Raw genomic sequence first — 15988 nt, 5'->3', positions numbered from 1 at the left:
CGCCCGATCCCCAGGTGCGGGTTTAGCCCAGCGGAACAATAGTGACGGGTTCACCGAGATCGTAGAACTCCTGCCCGTTGGTGCTGCGCATGCCCATCATTTCGACGGTGGCCTGTGTGCTGAGCGGAACCCAGTCTTCCCCAAACCATACAATCAGTTCACTCACGGGTATTTCGTGCCAGCTGAAGGCTCCTCCGCTCACAATCTTGTATGCTTCAACGGCTTCACCATCACGCAGTTCAACCGTTGCGAAGTCCCCCGCAACTTGCCAGACCGGTTGTGCCTGAATAAGTTGCACAGTCTGTTCGATGTCAGCATACATTCTGGTCAGTTCACCGGCCACGGCAGCGAGTTGTTCTTCGAGCACTTCTGACTCGGCATCACCCTTCACCGGGCCTGATCCCGAATCAATCCACATTTCACCACCCACGTATGCGAGCTTCACGGGACCGGCCGGTGACTGCAGCTCTCCTTGCACGTTGAATTCGGGATCATAAGAAAACTCAACCAAACCAGTGGTTTCGCCTGATATTTCCATTTTCCCGGTGCCATAGCTCGAGAGGGCTTGCCCCACACATTCGCCAAGCGCGCCACCTTCCAGCTGCGCCCCCAACGTCAGCTCAAGCTCCGCACACGCCTCCGGCACCTCCCTCGATTTCGGTGCAACAAACTCCGTCGATGTCTCTTCAGCGCCCTCGGTTTCTGCAGACTGTGCAGGCTGTGGTTGGGGTGCTTCGTCTGCGTTGCAACCGACCAGTCCCAGAGTGGCAGCGGCAATAGCTGCCATGCTGAAAAGCATTGTCCGGCGTGGCTTCATGTGAGTATCTCCCTTGATGAATTCCCCCTCGGGTAATTTGGATGCGCTTGGGCACCAACTTTACTGAAACGTCACGTGTTGAACGAGCGTGACGGGGTGCACCCGAGCCGTTGCCACAACTCCTGATGCCAGGCGGCGAGTTGCGCGCTGCTCGACGCGCACACAATACGGCCGAGCCCGACCCAGGCATGCGCTGCGGCGCACATCGGACAGTGTTCACCCGAGGTGTAAACCGTTGCCGTTCGGCGCTGGTCAGGGCTGAGATGCGATGCCGCCCACCGTGCGATCTCAAATTCGGGGTGCCTCGTGTGGTCGCCTCCCGCTACGCGGTTGCGGTCGGCAAACAGCTCGTGGCCTTGGTCGTCGACGAGCACCGAACCGAACGGCTCGTCGCCGTCTTCCAGCGCTTCTGTTGCCAAGGCAATGCAGCGTCGCAGAAAATGCTGGTCTTGTTCACTCAGTTCGTGTGCTGCGCTCATGCCCACTACCCAATCACGCATTTCCGCTGCTGGGAATGGCACTGACACAACACACCACGGAGTATTCCCTAATGCGCGCGCTCCAATAGCCGCAGGTAGCCCGACAGCGCAGTCAGTCCTTCCACGTTGCCGGGCAATCCAGAGCCCAGCTGCGCCGACGACACCAGGTGTGCCGCCCACTGTGCGCGACTGATTCCTACGTTGAGGCGATTGCGCATCAACAGAAAGTCGAGTCCTCGCGGTACGTCTTCGGGGCTCGAGGCCGCGAGCGTCACGATTGCAAACACCGCTTCCTGTCCCTGGAACTTATCGACGGTGCCCACACGAACATCACCGAGGCCAGCGGCGGCGAGCGCGTCGCTCACACACTCGACCTGCGCGTTGTAGGGGGCGACCACGATGATGTCGTCTTGGGTGATTGACCGGCCCAACCCCGCGCCCTCGTGCAGGGTGCCGGCAAGCGCGAGCCTGGTCACGCGAACCACCTCGTTCGCCTCCTCCTCAGAGCGCGTCGCATTACCCGCGTGCTGAACAGGGTGCCAGCTGAGACCCGCTGGCCCAGCACCGGTGACTTCGCGCGAGGCCGCGCTCGGGTGCGCGCGGAGGCGCCCTTCATACGACAACTCGGACACGACGTCTGCGAGCTCGGCCCGCATACGGCGCGTGTCGGCGAGGAAGTAGCCTAGCTCCGGACTGAGCGTGTCATGCCCACCGATCAGCCAGCCGAGCGCCGACGTGTCTACTGGCTCGGGGTGTGACCCCTGCGACACCTGTGGCAGCTGCTGTGGGTCACCGAGCAGCAGCAGCCGGTCGGCTGCGACTGATGCCGCGATTGTGGGGGCAAGAGAGAATTGCCCGGCTTCGTCGATCACGAGCAGGTCGAGACCGCCCCGTTCAAAGCGCTTGTCATTGCTGAAATCCCACGCTGTGCCCCCGATCACAAACCCCGTCGATGCACGCTCGCTCATAAACCCGAGGTGCCCGTTCTGGACGAGCACGGTGTACTCAGGCTGCGGCGCGTCTTCGGCGAGCTTGCCCCCCTGTGGCACCTTAGCGACGAGCTCGGCAGGCACGCCCGCCCCCACTGCAGCAGCGAGCACATTCTCGACCACCTTGTGTGATTGGGCAACAACGCCGATGCGCCAGCGGCGCTGTTCAATCAGGTTGCGGATCACGCGCGACGCGAGATAGGTCTTGCCAGTGCCGGGAGGCCCCTGCACAGCAAGGGCTGAACTCTGCATGCTGACGAGGCTCGCGATCACGGCGTCAATCGCGCCCTCGTCGGTGTGCTGAACTGGCGCGAGCCCCCCGGCCGCCGCCGGAGGCACTCGACGCAGTAGCTCGAATACAGCATTGTTGAACGGCGCTCCAGTTGAGCGTGCGGCAGCAAGTTCGCGCCCCCACTCCTCGATCGCGCCCTTCTGAGCCCCGGCCGGGGGCGGTGGGCCGGGCACAATAGCGAGCGGCAGTTCGTCGAACGGGTCCACCCCGGCCTGCAGCGTTTCTTCGACAAGCACGCTGCCGTCGTCCAGCCGCTCGAGCACCTTGGCGCGGCGCGCCCCGCGAGCACCGGGCGCAGCCCCGTACTGCGGAAACGGTGCGGGGTAGGCGTACAGCAGAAACACATCGCCGCCGCGCAGCGAACTACCGGGCGCAATCGTGCCGCGCAGCAGCAAGTGGCGGCGGTCGGTGCGCGCCCGCGCTGGCCGATGCCACAGCTCGGACACGCGGCTCTGAGTCGGATCCACGACGAGCACGTCGCGCGTATCTGCCCAGTCCTCGATGGGGTCGACGAGCCGCGCAAAGTGCGCCCACCAGAACGACTTCTGCTCGCGCTGGTGGTAGTCGATCGCGCTGGCCGCGAGCCTGAGCGCCTGCGCCTCATCGTCTTCGCCGGCTGCCGCGGCCAGCTCAGCGAGCCGCAGCAGTTCTTCGCCTGTCGCGCTCGCGGCGAGATCCGGCCCCGCTCCAGTATCGAGGTCGGCGAGCCCCTCGGGCGCATAGGGCACGACGCCGTGCTCGCGAGCAATCGCGAGCAACCAGTCTCGCAGTCGCAGAGTCGAGACGCAGTCGTAGCGGTTGTAGTTGGCGATCGCCTCGAGTCGGCGGTGCCCCTCTGCCTGCACTTCAGCATCGGGCGACGCGAGCTGCGCAGTCGCCTCGGCGTATTCAGTGACTGATTCGGCCCCGTTCACCACTCCGGTCTCGTCGCGCAGTTCGTCGCCCATATAGAGCGGCTCGAGCTTCTTAATGGAGTACGACCGTGAGCCCACGCGCAGGGCGCTGCGTACGATCGGATAGAGGTCGACGAGTACGTGCTCGCGCAGAAGCTGGTCGACCTCGGCTTCGCCCACTCCGTGCCGTGCCGCGATGCTCGTGAGGTGCGCCCGCTCGTACGCTGCATAGTGGTAAATGCGCAGCCCGGGGAATCGAGCCCTGCGTTCTCGCACGAGCGCCAGAAAGTCGAGCAGGGCCTGTTTTTCGGCCTCGAGGTCGTGCGCCCACAACGTCGTGAACGTCTCAGACACATCGACCATGCCAAAGAGGTAGTCGAGACCCCAGCGCGTGCTGCTGCCCCGGCCCTGCTCGCGGTACATCGGGTCGCCCTCAAAATCGAAAAAGAGGTCGCCCGGATTTGGCTCGGGCAGGGCCGCCAGCGCGAGCGGGTCAGACACTTCGACGGGCGGGGCCTGCCCAGATTCGGCGCGCACCTGAACGTCGGCCTGCGCGACTATCCGCTCGAGCACGCGCTCAGAGATGCCGTCGACCTCAACAGCGTCGGTAGCCGCTGATTCCATGCGGCCTTTGAGCGCGGCAACACGGTCGATCGTGTCAAGCCCAGCGGCGATCAGCCGATCGCGGTGCGCGCGCCGCATCCCCGCAATGAGCAGCGGGTCGCGGTACGTCGTGAGCTCTGGCTCGCACACTTCGCAACGGCCACAGGCCCAAACGCCTGGGGCGCCCCAGGCCACCGGCGCGGCCGACGCTACTCGGCCGTCGGATCCCACGGCGGTCGCCCGCTCAAGCAGGATCTCGTGCAATCTCGCCCGCCGCGATCGAAACACGGGCGCGACGTCGGCCACCCTGTGCACCGAGCGTGACCCGTCTCCGAGGATCAGTACAGCCTCAGGCGCGGGATCAATGCCAACTCGTTCAAGCTGTTCGGCGTATGCCGCGAGCTGCATCAGCGCGGTCACCTTGGCCCGGCGAGCAAGTTTTGTGTCTTGCACCTCATACGCACCATCGGGGGTCAAGCGCAGAAAATCTGCGAACCCCACGAATCCAATCGCTGGCATGCCATCAGCCCCAGCTGCCAGCTGTTCTGGGTCAAAGAAGGTTGCCTGGAACACGACCTCGGCGCGAGCCTGCAGCGCCCGCACCGTCTCCTGCTGCCGCTCCATCAGCGCGTCCTCGCGCATCGACTCAGGGCGGTCGATTTCAGCGACCCCGCCCGGCCTACCCGGCACCGCAGGTCCGAGCTCAGCCCGGTACGCCTCGAGCGTGCGCTCCTCGTGCGCGTCGCCCAGCTTCGCCGCACGCGCCAGCATGGCGTCATCGTCTGGCGGCACATCGACATCGCGGCCAACCTTCACGTCAACACGACGCAGGAAGGCGAACTCACACGCACTGGCGGCCGATAGGTCACTCGCGCTCGTGACGAGGCGGGTGCCCCCTTCGGCACGCTGCTGCACAAACACGCGGTGTTCCTCCTAGAGATTTGATCCGGATCATGCCCTGTAGCCGCGACGCGGCGGCTCACAAGGTCGGGCCTACAGCTTCGACCTTAGGACCCACCACCGACACGGCCGCGAACGTACCCCGCGTTACAGCCTCGCGAGGGTCTCAATATCGTCAAGGAACGACGACTGCTGCTCGTCAGACACCGTCGCCCGCGTGTGGCTGAGCGCCTCCAAGTAGTCGGCGGTGGACAGGTCGGTGGGCTGCGCAGACGCGCGCCTCCCTTCGCCGGCCTGCTGTGCACGGAGCGCACGGGCCAGGGCGTCTTGGGAGGCTCGCCGTGCGGCGTACTCAATGTCGGCCGGAGTGAGCCCGGCGCTGCGCCCTACGAGCTCGGTGAAGTCCACCGCTACAGCGACCTCGCTCGGCACGTACCGGCGCCAGATTGCTTCACGAGCCTCCGCGTCGGGCAGCCCGATTGGCAGCACGTAGTCGAATCGGCCGTGCCGCATAAATGCCGCGTCGAGGCCGCGCACGAAGTTCGTGGCACAGATCAGCAGCATGCCCTCACGGTCACGAAAGTCGGCCACAATCTTGAGCAGCTCGTTCGTGACGCCCTGCGTGGGAGTCGGCGGGTCACTGCGCTGCGACGCGATCTCCTCCACCTCGTCGATGAAGACCACCCCATGCTCCAGCTCCCCGATCCGCTCAAACACGCTGCGCAGCGTCGCAGCCATCGAGCTTTTGCCGTCGCCTAACCGCGAAGGAAAGACCTCGACGAACGGCCAGTCGAGCCGCGACGCGACCGCCTTCGCAAACGTGGTTTTTCCCGTGCCGGGAGGCCCAAACAGCATCACCGCTCGTGGCGGCACCACCCCGTAGCGATCGGCGAGATCCGGCTCCGCAAGCGGAGCAACCAGCCGCTCCTCGAGGAGCTGCTTCTCACGGCGCATGCCCGACACGTTCTCCCACAGGTGCCGGGGCAGAATGCGCCCGCCGACATCTTTGAGCAGGTCGAGCTCTCGGCGCTGCACAGGCATCTGACGTTCGAGATAGCGCAGTGCATCTCGCGACTGAAAGCCGTTTGAGGTGAGCAGGTCGAGCCGGCCCCCCTCGGGAATGAGCACGCTCAGAGTACTCAATCCGAGCGGCGCCATTTTGCGCTCGAGTGCGTCGAGCAGCTGCCCCGCCACGTCTTCGGTGCGGGTGCGTTCACTCACGCCGAAAAACACGATCCAGCCCTGTGCGTGCGCAGCACGACCCACCGCGGCCGCGATCACTTCGCCGTCGTGTACCGCGACTACCGCATGGTCCTCGCGGCACGAGGCCGTGACCTCGGCGAGCGAATACACCGGTCGCTCGGCAGAAGCTCGCGCCTCCCACCACAGCTTCACGACTGCGTCGAGGTCATCATCATAAAATTCACGGATCGAGATGCGTCCCATGCACCGATCATGCCATGCACCCCGGACAGTGAGATACTTCCGTGCCAAACACTGACATCGGCCCAAAGCGGTTCTCGTGCAATCGAGCTCTTTCGGGTAAGCTTAGAAGGTTGGCGTTTTTGCGCCACGCGTCGCACTCACCGCACCGCCCGCTTCCGTGGATAGAACCGCATCTGAGCCTGGGCGCCGTTCGGCCCGATCCGCGGCGAACGGATGCGCGATCCCGCGCACTCGACATTTCTGCAGCGACGCGTGATTCAACAGCTTTGGTGCGCCCTCACGGCGTCGCCCAGGTTCGAGACACGGTGCTGCCACAGCAGGAAAGGTCCCAGTGACCGACACAACCAACACTCCCTCGTTTATTGACCTCGGCGTCCCCGAGGCAATCGCCGAGGCACTCGCCAAAAACGGCAAGACCGCACCGTTCCCCATTCAGCGCGACACCCTCGTCGATACCCTCGCGGGCCGCGACGTGCTCGGCCGCGGGCGCACCGGATCCGGCAAGTCGATTGCGTTCGGCATTCCGCTCGTCGCAAACCTGATGCAAGATGCGGCAAAGAAGCGCCGCCCAAGCCGCCCCCGCGGAATCGTGCTCGCCCCCACCCGCGAGCTCGTCACGCAGCTCGCCGAGACCATCAAGATGATCGCTGACCCGGTCGGCATCAAGGTCACCACCATCTTCGGTGGCGTGCCGCAGCGCCGCCAGGAGGCTGCCCTCGAGGCCGGCGTCGACATTGTAGTAGCCGCCCCCGGCCGACTTGACGACCTCATGAAGCAGGGCGTCATCAGCCTCGATGGGGTTGAGATCACGGTACTCGACGAAGCCGATCACATGGCAGACATGGGGTTCCTCCCCGTTGTCACGCGCATCATGAACAAGACCCCCAAGCAGGGCCAGCGGCTTCTCTTCAGCGCGACGCTCGATAACGGGGTCGACAACCTCGTCAAGAAATACCTTCACTCGCCGATTATGCACTCGGTCGACTCGGCCGAGTCGGTCGTGCCGCAGCTCACGCACCACGTGTTCGAGGTTTCGGGCAAGGGCGCGAAGGACTCACTCATCGAGGCCCTCGCCTCGGGCACCGCACGCCGCATCTTCTTCACGCGCATGAAGCACCAGGCGAAGAAGCTTGCGAAGCAGCTCACCGCCGCGGGCATTCCCGCCGTCGAGCTGCAGGGCAACCTGTCGCAGAACGCGCGCGACCGCAACCTCGCCGAGTTCGTAGCGGGCGATTCCAAGGTGCTCGTTGCCACCGATGTCGCGGCCCGGGGCGTGCACGTTGACGGCGTCGACTTGGTCGTTCACATCGATCCACCTGTCGAACACAAGGCCTACCTGCACCGTTCGGGCCGCACCGCCCGCGCTGGCAACGAGGGCGATGTCATCACCATCGTGCTGCCCGAGCAGCGCGGCGAAATGCGCCAGATCATGCGCGCGGCAAAGATCAACGTCACCCCGCAGCAGGTCAACCCGTCAGCAGCAAAGATCGACCCCGCCGTGCTCGCGCTGATCGGCGAGGTCGCTCCCCGCGTCGACCCCCGCGAGACCGAGCGCAAGCGCAACGAAGCCCAGGCAGCACAGCAGCGCGCGGCAGGCCACAGCCCCGCCGGCCAGGGCAAGAGTGAGGGCGCCAACGCGAAGCGCAAGCGGTCGCGTGGCGGTCGCGGCGCAGCGGGCGGTCAGGGCGGCAGCGCCGAGCGCGGCAAGGGTTCAGGCCGCAGCGGACAGGGTCGCGGCGGCGAAGGTCGCGGTCAGCGCAGCAGCGAAGGGCGCGGCGGCCAAAACCGTGGCCAGGGCGGTCAGGGAAGCCACGGAGGCGGACAGGGCGGTGGCCAGCGCCGCCAGGGCCGTCGCGCCCAGGGCGGTGGCACCAGCTACTCGACGTCAACCCCCGAGTAACGGCTCGTGTGGCTGCGCTCATCGCGCAGCCACACGCTACCGCAGCGTACCGTCAGCTTGCCCACCGCTGGCGAAGTCCCCGAACACCGAGGTCTCGTCACACGCGTCAAGCACACTCTCTATTGCCGCTCGATCCTGCATATTGATACCGAGCTTGTACGCGTGCACTACATCTGTGAATCGCTGGACGTAGCGGCATCTGGAGGCCTCATTCGCTGGTAGCCACTCGGACGGGCCTGAATCACTCTTTTGCTGGTTCTGGTCGTCTGTAGTGGCTACCAAGTTGAATGGATCATTGGCGAACGCCAACAGCTGTCCGTCATTCCAGTACTCAGCACCGTGTTTCCAGGCCCAAGACAACGGCACCATGTGATCGACCTGCACCAGGTACGACGTCTGACTTCCAGATACAAATTGCTCCGTCGTGCCGCTGTACCAATCCTCAAGCGTTCCGCCGAGCACTTTACAATTCCCTGTCCGTTCTTTGAACGTTGCATTCACGATGTCGCGTCCTAGGACATCGTTGCGAGTGTCGCAACCGTTCCCGTCGACGTCGTACCATGGCGGCCCGAATAAGTCACGGTCGTAGCTCGCAGCGCTGTGCCCACTCACAATCTGCAGAGATTCTAGTCGCTCACGTATGTCGTCCCCGACCGATGCGTACCCCGCCGGGTCGGGCTGGTCATCAGTTACTTCAAGGGCTGCAGCACCGCCGGGTTCTACTATTGGTTCAGCAGGCTGCTCGATTTCCTGGAGCTCTTCTTCGCTCTCTGACGGAGCCGGAATATCGGAAATCTGGGCGCTTTGGCCTTCGATATCGCTCGACGAGGCAGTGCCGCCGATCGGCTCGGCAGCGCCGAGGAGTATCAACGCGACCCCAACTGCAACCGTCCCCAGTGCAACCAGGATCCAGGTACGCTGCACTCGTATTCGATCGTTCCGTCGACGTCGGCCCCGGAGCAGTTCGTCCCTTAGGCTCGTGTGTTTCATGCACCACTCTCATATTCACATGGCGGGGTAACCACGGGCAATTGTCCTTATGCGTGGAATCATCTCGCAGGCCGCGCCTGGCATTCGGGCAACGTCCCAAAGGCTAGAGCGGGTGCTCGCGCTGGAAGGGCGTGCGCCTTCCAGCAAGCCCGTTCCGGTTGAGTGGATAGTGCTCACGGAACAATCGGAACCCAACACCGTACTCATCGGTGCGCTGTTCAACATAGGCTTCTTGTCGATCAGCAAACTCAAACTCTTTGATGCACAGGAGATACTGGATCTGCGCCCACGAGGCCATACCCTCGAAGATTAGAAGCCGCTTATCGGCACCGTAGCGGGTCTTGATCATCTCAGGATGCCACTGTGAAAACTGCCAAATGTGCGTCAACTCATGCGCGATCGTCGAAACAGCGGCGAGGGCAGGCGCACCGTTTTCGATATGAAGTGAGTAGCCGGCATCAGATCGCTCTGCGAATCCCAACACTCGAGCATCCACGCCAGGGGTCGGCTCAAACGACTCCCCCGTGCGGCGAGCGATTTCACGTGCGTTGACCATGTGCACGTTCATGCTGACTTCGATATTGATGTCGAAGGCAAGTTCTAAGAGTCGGCGCGTCGTGGTAAACAGCTCCACAAACTCTTCCTTCGTGCGTACTACGCTGCGCGAACAACGCACACAGCGTTCCCGCCCGTCTTCGAGTCGATCAAATTCACCCCCCATGAGCTTCGAAAAACAAAAGTCGCAGTAGTTTGCGCCGATCGCTTCAAAAGCAAAGGGTTTGCGGTGCGCACTGGCAAGGCCCTTGCGCGCTTGCCTGAGCGGCCCATCGCCAAAGCCTGATCTACTCAGAAAATCGCGTGTGGCAATCAAGCTCAATGCCTGCCCCTCTGGGGCACCTCCGTAGTTCGTATAGCTACTTCTCATTGGACTCAACTCCTTCGCTTGGCGAAAATTCGTCTGCGCTCTGCTCAACTGGCGAAGCTGCCGTATCCTGATCGCTCGGTTCACTGGCGACAGGGTCCTCTGCGTCCGAGGTGCTCAGCTCATCGACAGCGCTAACACTCAGGCCTTCGTCGAGATCGTGCTCAGGGTCAGAGGATGACCCAGATTCGAGTGAATGCTCAGAGTGCGCCTCGGCGTTCGTAGACACGGTTCCCAGCGCGTCTAGCTCCGTAACGATTTCTGGCGCGCCCCAGTCCTCGCCAACGGCCTCCAAATCAACGTCGTGTGGCGCTCGTTGAGTTGACCCCAGACCCGTCTGCTGATCTGCAGACTCGTCAGCGAATTGCGGATAATCGACAAATGATCCGCTGAAGTCAACCGTTGGTGTTCCGTCTGCCGCAGGAATCGTCGGCGAGATGGCGTCGTGCGTTTCCCCTGTTTCGTCAGCTGGGGCCGTCACCTCATCGGAGTCTTCCGCCCTACGCTTCCGCGGCTTCCTGGTGAACCAGCCCGCCACTCGGCGCCAGATTCTCTGCCACAACGAGGGCTCCTCGATACTGTCATATCCGCCATTGGCTGCGACTTCAGCGACGCGGCGCTCGCGTTCCGCAATGTCGGCTTCCGTCTCACCAGGAAAGGTAAGGGGAATGTCAACTTCGACGGGTTCTGCCGAAGCTGGAGTCGTAACCCAATCCAGATAATCGGTGATCGTTTCAAGGAGCCGACGCCAATGACGCTCGACGGCTACGGTGAGGCCAAGGTCGACCAAACTATCTTCCAGAATATAGATTGCCTCGTCATCTGACGCTACGCCGTGCAGCTCTGGCAGCAACTCTCCGAACGACCGCTCCGAGTCTTCGGTAACCGCCGAAATGAATGGGTGCCCTGCAGGAAACACCGTAACGAAGATCTCGTTTAGAAGGAGCGCAATCGTGCGGCGCACCTCTGGTGAAGCACCGGGGATCGTAAGTCTCAGTGCCTCTTTAGATACGTAGGTCCGAGGTGTGAGGTTGGGCACCGTCACTACTCTTGCCTCGGGTAACCGTGATCGTTGTGGTAGATCGAGGTATCCGCGTGTCTGGGCCTCGAGCGACACCACAAGTCGTTCTACGATGACCTGCGCATCTTCCTCTCGGGGTGCCGAGGCGTCAGCGGCCCGCTGAGTGTGGAGAGTAAAGGTGCGCAACTGACGATATGCGGGGCGCCGAGTAATGTGTTCCGCGGCACGACGCAACACGACTTCTTCCCTGCGGCCCACGGATTCGATCTGCTGAACCTCGTAGTACTTGCCACCAACGGTGAGAAATTGGCCGGGAAGCACCGTCTGCTGCACGTGGTTGTGCATGCAGGAACCGATGAAGTCTCGACCTTCCGCCTCATCTTCCACGAGGTAATAAGCCGCACCCAACTCGGCAATGACCTGATCGAGCTCAGTGCCTTGTTCCAGACGGAAACTTACTTCGCCTCGTTCCTCTCGCAGACCGACTCGCGGAATATTGCGCTTAATCGAGACTTCTCGCACACCAAGATAGGTGTCAATTAGCTCCTTCAAAAGCCTAACGACCGGTGCCTCAAGATACTCGGCGTCAAGTTCCTCGTGGTCAACGGGAACACAGCCCACGAGTTCAAGCTCTCGTAGCAATAGGCTTTCTTCAACATTAAACGCAGAGAGCATCACGAGGAGACGCAACACGGTGTTGCGTCGGGTGCGTGCATAGTCCGGCACGATCGATGGAATCGCTTTGGGGTCGGCCGCGAACAGATCACGGTTTCCGATCATGTAATCCCGCAGCAAGTAGTCCTCGCTGATGAGATTAATAAACCCGTTTTCTGTGGAACGAGTTGCGTACAGCCGGATCGATTCGTACACATTTGACAGTTCGTCCTCGACGATCAGAAATCGATGAGGAGCTCGCTCAAGGCTCAGCGGATTCGATCGAGCATGGAGCGCAGTCTCGAGGCTCCTCTGAGATAGTTCCATTTCAGCAAAAGCGTTAATTTTGCTGAAATACTGCCCAGCAATCCATGACATATCAGTGACAGGAAATTTATCTCCACCGACCCACTCCACCGCTGACACGTGGTACTTCAAAGCCACGGCCGCAATCTCGGTCCCTACACCCAAATACCGTGCTACTCCAGGCACAATTTCAGCTGCGAGATGTGGCCCTTCAGCGGCCCACACCATTTCAGAGCTCGCTCCCAGTACCTGGCTGGTCGCGATCACATCGGTGATGTTAACTTTCAACAAGTGAGAGAGTGCATCGACCAGCCCATCATGGTTGCGATCGATCGCAACGTAGACCGGTGTCACACCGCGTGAAAGTCGTGAAACGACGACGCTCATGCCGAGTTGTCCGGTTGCGAGGAGCCGTGACGGCTCGACTAAAAGTACCGTTTCCACCTCGCGGAAGAATGCATCGTACTCTGCCAACAAAGCATGATTGTGGACGTCAGCGAGCCGCAATACCCCCACGTCAAGGTCATCGCTCTGCCCCGGAGCCAACAGGCCCACGTTCCAAAGATCTGGCACTCCAGTGAGGTTTTCCAGTCCTTGTTCGAACCACGAGGCAACGTCAGCAGCACCTGAATCACGTCCCATAACGACGAGACACTTCCCGCCATTTAACAAGCGAATATAGCTGGGAAGAGCGAGATACTCAGTGAGGTCTGCATAGAACGGCGTGCTGATCAAGGTGCTCGTCCCTCGAAGCACACTGAGTGAGGCATGAACCAGGTTTTCGTCTACATGCAACCCTGCGCGCTTCGCATGATCGAAGTACACCCCAAACAACTGTTCGATATTGTCTTCGGACTGGTTCAGCTCGGAGAGGGCTTGCTGTGTTCCCAGCGAATAGGGATTAGAGAGATCGATTCCCTCCTGAATAACTCGTCGACCAAACCGCTGACGGAAGACCTCCCGCAGAGCTGCGTAGTTGACGACTCTGGTCGACGTGTCATCTTCCCCAGTGAGAGAGTCAGCCGCCTCATCCCGGGTGTACCCTCTCAACGCGTACACAACCTCACCGATCACCAGCGCCGCGAGTGACGGAAATACGATCGCTGCGAATGCAGGCGCAGCGGGCGCTACATTCATAGCAAAAACGAGCGCCGCCGTAATGAACAGCGACACAATAAACATCGCGATGAAGAGCTGTCTCAACAAGCTCAGTCGGGTCTTGACGTTCCAACGACCTGACGCAAAGTCATAGTCATAAAAGTGCTCTACGATTCCGCTTCCGATGAATCGCTCGCCGCTAAACAGCACCGTTGCCAGGTAGCGGTACGCAAATTTTAGAATCAGAAACAGGGCAATGATTGCAACGTTTTCAATTGCGAACAGCCAGCGTGTTTGGTAGATACCGCTCAGGAACGGGATGAGTTGAAAGACCCCAGCAAGAATTCGGTCGAACCAGTCATTGAACAGGTACAGGACTGTCGCGGCAGCAATCGAATAGACAAGGGCCACTGCAGGCAGCGCAAATTGTTGGTGGCGCCGTTCCCTGGGCACGTTGGCGACTTTCACCGCGAGCAGTGCCACGATAATGATCGCTGCCGAGGTTACAGCTTGGATCCCTTCGATCGTGTTCACGCGAGTTCACCACCGTCATGTTCGACTGCTGTCTCATACACGGGCAGTCGCTCAAGCGTAAGTTTGGTCATGAAATCGTAAGGAGCATCTATGAATTCTCCTGAACGGTTAAATGGCATGACTGTTTCTCCCGGTGGAAACCCGAACAGCTGCATCTCGATGTCATCAGCAGTGGGATCGAAGTAGTATGCGCTATCAGCGACAAGGTGCATTTGAACTGGCACACCGATGCCACGCACAATTTCCTTCTCCTCAAGAATCTTTTCCCCCACTCGCTCGCGAAGCACCCGAAGCCGTCGGCGATGTGCCGCCTGAGAAGCACGCTGGCGCTCTGAACTACGCAACCGTTCGGCACCGCGCCGGTAGGTAACAAACTCGGCAAGGAACCCTGCGAACGCATCGGCTCCCGACTTCACTGCATAGACTTCGGCTGTGAGGCCATCGTTAAAAGCGCGCACTCTTGCCTGCAGTCTCATCTTCATCGATGCAAGCACCCCGACGGCGGTAATACCTACCAGGGCGAGCACCAGTATCAAAATGCCGGTGACTTGGGCGATTGAGGAGGATCCGTGGTTCCATGCCTGCAGCAGGTACGGAACGAAGACAATGAGCCACACTCCAACGGTGATGCTGAGCGCAGCCCGAATTGTCACCGTGCGCATTCGCTGCTCAATAAATTTGCGCACTTGCAGGTCGCCCTCGCGAATTACATCCGACATGCGCCGCTGGTCGAGAATGTCAGCGGTGGTCGGCACTACGAGGTCGCCCAAACGTTTCGCAAGCTCATCTTGCATTTCTTCTCGCGCAATGTCACTGAGGGGATTTTCTCCGTCTGGAGCCATCCTCGCAAGCTGCCGGGCGTTGCCCACTCCCCGAGCAACCGCGCGCTTGGGCTTGCGCATAAACAACGCAGCCGTAGCCGACACCGTCCGTACGTCGCTGACCCACCGCGAGTGTTCTTCCCGAGGCTTGTCTCCGGCCAGCCCGTAGCCTGTTGTGGATACCTTGAGTTCATCGCCGCCGAGATCCTCGAAAATTACAGGAGTTTCAACTCCGCGCAGCAAATCTTTCGGCTTGTGTTCTGGATCGAGCGAGGGTGAACGCATGATCCGGTCTAGCCGTTCGCGCACGCTTCCCAGCCGAGACAGGTGCTCGTTGAGCATCTCGCCCAGACCCTCCTTGGCGAGCTCTACGTCGATCCGGTACAGTCGGTCGGCTTGGAATCCGCCCGGAGGCAGCTGGTTAATTGCAGTGGCAAGCGCGCTCAACCAAAACTTCAGCTGATCCTGTTCATATGCAGAGTTCTCGGGTTCGACGAGGTCAAACACCGCGAACCGGCTCATGGGCGGATAATCGTTGCGTTCAACGAATCGTGTCGGTACATGGGAACCGTCAGTGCGCCATGCGCGCCTCAGCTCGGCACGTTCATCCTGGGTAACCGGCGCTCGCGTCGATAGAAAAACCACCTCAGACGGCCTGATCTCGCGCATGTCATAGCGTTGGACGAGGTCTGCATGGATTTGCTGTGCTTCGATTCCGTAGGGAACTTCCCGGAACAGCCGACGCACATGGTGGTGAGATTGACCAATGGTCGTTGCCGCCAGGGCAAACCACTCACTGTCGTCGGGAGACTCCGGCATGCCGTGTAGATCCAAAGAGACGTTATTGGCCTCCATAAAATCTACGAGCAGCTGGCGCGGGTGCCCACTCACTGCTTCACCGGTCTCGCCGTCTTCGTATTGGAGGTAGGGCTCGAAGTATTGAGCCGAGATTTGCGGATACCCGAGCAACATATGTGCGATCCGGATGAGAGCGTATGGCGATTCTTCAAGGCTCAACGACGGGTCGGTGTTTGAAACGAAATCAAATGGATTTTCAGGGTCACGTGCACCCCCGGAAGCTGCGGGAATGTAGTTCCGGGGATGGTCAATAACCACCGCACGCCAGGCCGGCTTTCCTTTAATAAGATCTGGGAGCCCCGGCACCGCTTCGCGCAGGTTTCTTGCTTTGTGCGACTGGTCCCAGTCGCACAAAGCAATTTGCCCAGATTCAATAAAGGGTTCGAAATACACCCGCGCCGGCTCAAAGATGGACTTAGCTGCGTCGCTGAGCAGAATAACGGTGAACACGAATGTACGCCTCGG

The 15988-nt window shown here is 61.0% G+C and carries 9 protein-coding genes; 1 reads left to right on the top strand and 8 read right to left on the bottom strand.

From position 1 onward, the window contains the following. Positions 1 to 22: 22 nt before the first annotated feature. The 4 genes from C795_RS17240 to C795_RS0109790 form a co-directional block, all read right to left on the bottom strand. A complete protein-coding gene (locus tag C795_RS17240; RefSeq protein ID WP_157487067.1) occupies positions 23 to 787 on the bottom strand; it encodes a hypothetical protein in 765 nt (254 codons plus the stop codon). A 101-nt stretch (positions 788 to 888) separates the two neighbouring features. Further along, complete coding sequence (locus tag C795_RS15735; protein ID WP_083879245.1) at positions 889 to 1296, bottom strand: nucleoside deaminase; 408 nt, start codon at positions 1294 to 1296, stop codon at positions 889 to 891. A 68-nt stretch (positions 1297 to 1364) separates the two neighbouring features. Next, a complete protein-coding gene (locus C795_RS0109795; RefSeq protein ID WP_017793579.1) occupies positions 1365 to 4994 on the bottom strand; it encodes a TM0106 family RecB-like putative nuclease in 3630 nt (1209 codons plus the stop codon). Positions 4995 to 5120: 126 nt separating this feature from the next. After that, complete coding sequence (locus C795_RS0109790) at positions 5121 to 6419, bottom strand: ATP-binding protein (protein ID WP_017793578.1); 1299 nt, start codon at positions 6417 to 6419, stop codon at positions 5121 to 5123. A gap of 331 nt (positions 6420 to 6750) precedes the next feature. Between C795_RS0109790 and C795_RS0109785 the strand changes: the two genes are divergently transcribed. Beyond that, the gene (locus C795_RS0109785; protein WP_017793577.1) at positions 6751 to 8319 is read left to right on the top strand and encodes a DEAD/DEAH box helicase; all 1569 of its coding nucleotides are present in this window, start codon (positions 6751 to 6753) and stop codon (positions 8317 to 8319) included. A gap of 36 nt (positions 8320 to 8355) precedes the next feature. Here the strand turns inward: C795_RS0109785 and C795_RS16635 are convergent, their stop codons facing one another. The 4 genes from C795_RS16635 to C795_RS0109765 all read right to left on the bottom strand — a co-directional run bounded on the left by C795_RS16635 (position 8356) and on the right by C795_RS0109765 (position 15973). Next, positions 8356 to 9243 (bottom strand): HNH endonuclease family protein, encoded by an 888-nt coding sequence (locus C795_RS16635; RefSeq protein ID WP_017793576.1) that lies wholly within the window; start codon positions 9241 to 9243, stop codon positions 8356 to 8358. A 169-nt stretch (positions 9244 to 9412) separates the two neighbouring features. Then, positions 9413 to 10234, bottom strand: a complete 822-nt coding sequence (locus C795_RS17235; protein ID WP_157487066.1) for a hypothetical protein — start codon at positions 10232 to 10234, stop codon at positions 9413 to 9415. Further along, positions 10224 to 13844, bottom strand: coding sequence for a hypothetical protein (locus C795_RS0109770; protein WP_017793574.1), 3621 nt, complete (start codon positions 13842 to 13844; stop codon positions 10224 to 10226). Before C795_RS0109770 ends, C795_RS17235 begins: the two co-directional genes overlap by 11 nt. Further along, the gene (locus C795_RS0109765) at positions 13841 to 15973 is read right to left on the bottom strand and encodes a hypothetical protein (RefSeq protein WP_157487065.1); all 2133 of its coding nucleotides are present in this window, start codon (positions 15971 to 15973) and stop codon (positions 13841 to 13843) included. Before C795_RS0109765 ends, C795_RS0109770 begins: the two co-directional genes overlap by 4 nt. Positions 15974 to 15988: the final 15 nt, after the last annotated feature.

Origin of the sequence: Leucobacter salsicius M1-8 (genome assembly GCF_000350525.1) — a bacterium.
Classification (GTDB): domain Bacteria; phylum Actinomycetota; class Actinomycetes; order Actinomycetales; family Microbacteriaceae; genus Leucobacter; species Leucobacter salsicius.
The sequence above is the reverse complement of the archived record's forward strand: the minus strand, read 5'-3'. Positions and strand labels throughout refer to the sequence as shown.

Excerpts from the sequence above, each read along its gene's own strand:
- C795_RS17240 (WP_157487067.1), bottom strand. The coding sequence starts at position 787 with ATGGCAGCTATTGCCGCTGCCACTCTGGGACTGGTCGGTTGCAACGCA.
- C795_RS15735 (WP_083879245.1), bottom strand. The coding sequence starts at position 1,296 with ATGAGCGCAGCACACGAACTGAGTGAACAAGACCAGCATTTTCTGCGA.
- C795_RS0109790 (WP_017793578.1), bottom strand. The coding sequence starts at position 6,419 with ATGGGACGCATCTCGATCCGTGAATTTTATGATGATGACCTCGACGCA.
- C795_RS17235 (WP_157487066.1), bottom strand. The coding sequence starts at position 10,234 with ATGAGAAGTAGCTATACGAACTACGGAGGTGCCCCAGAGGGGCAGGCA.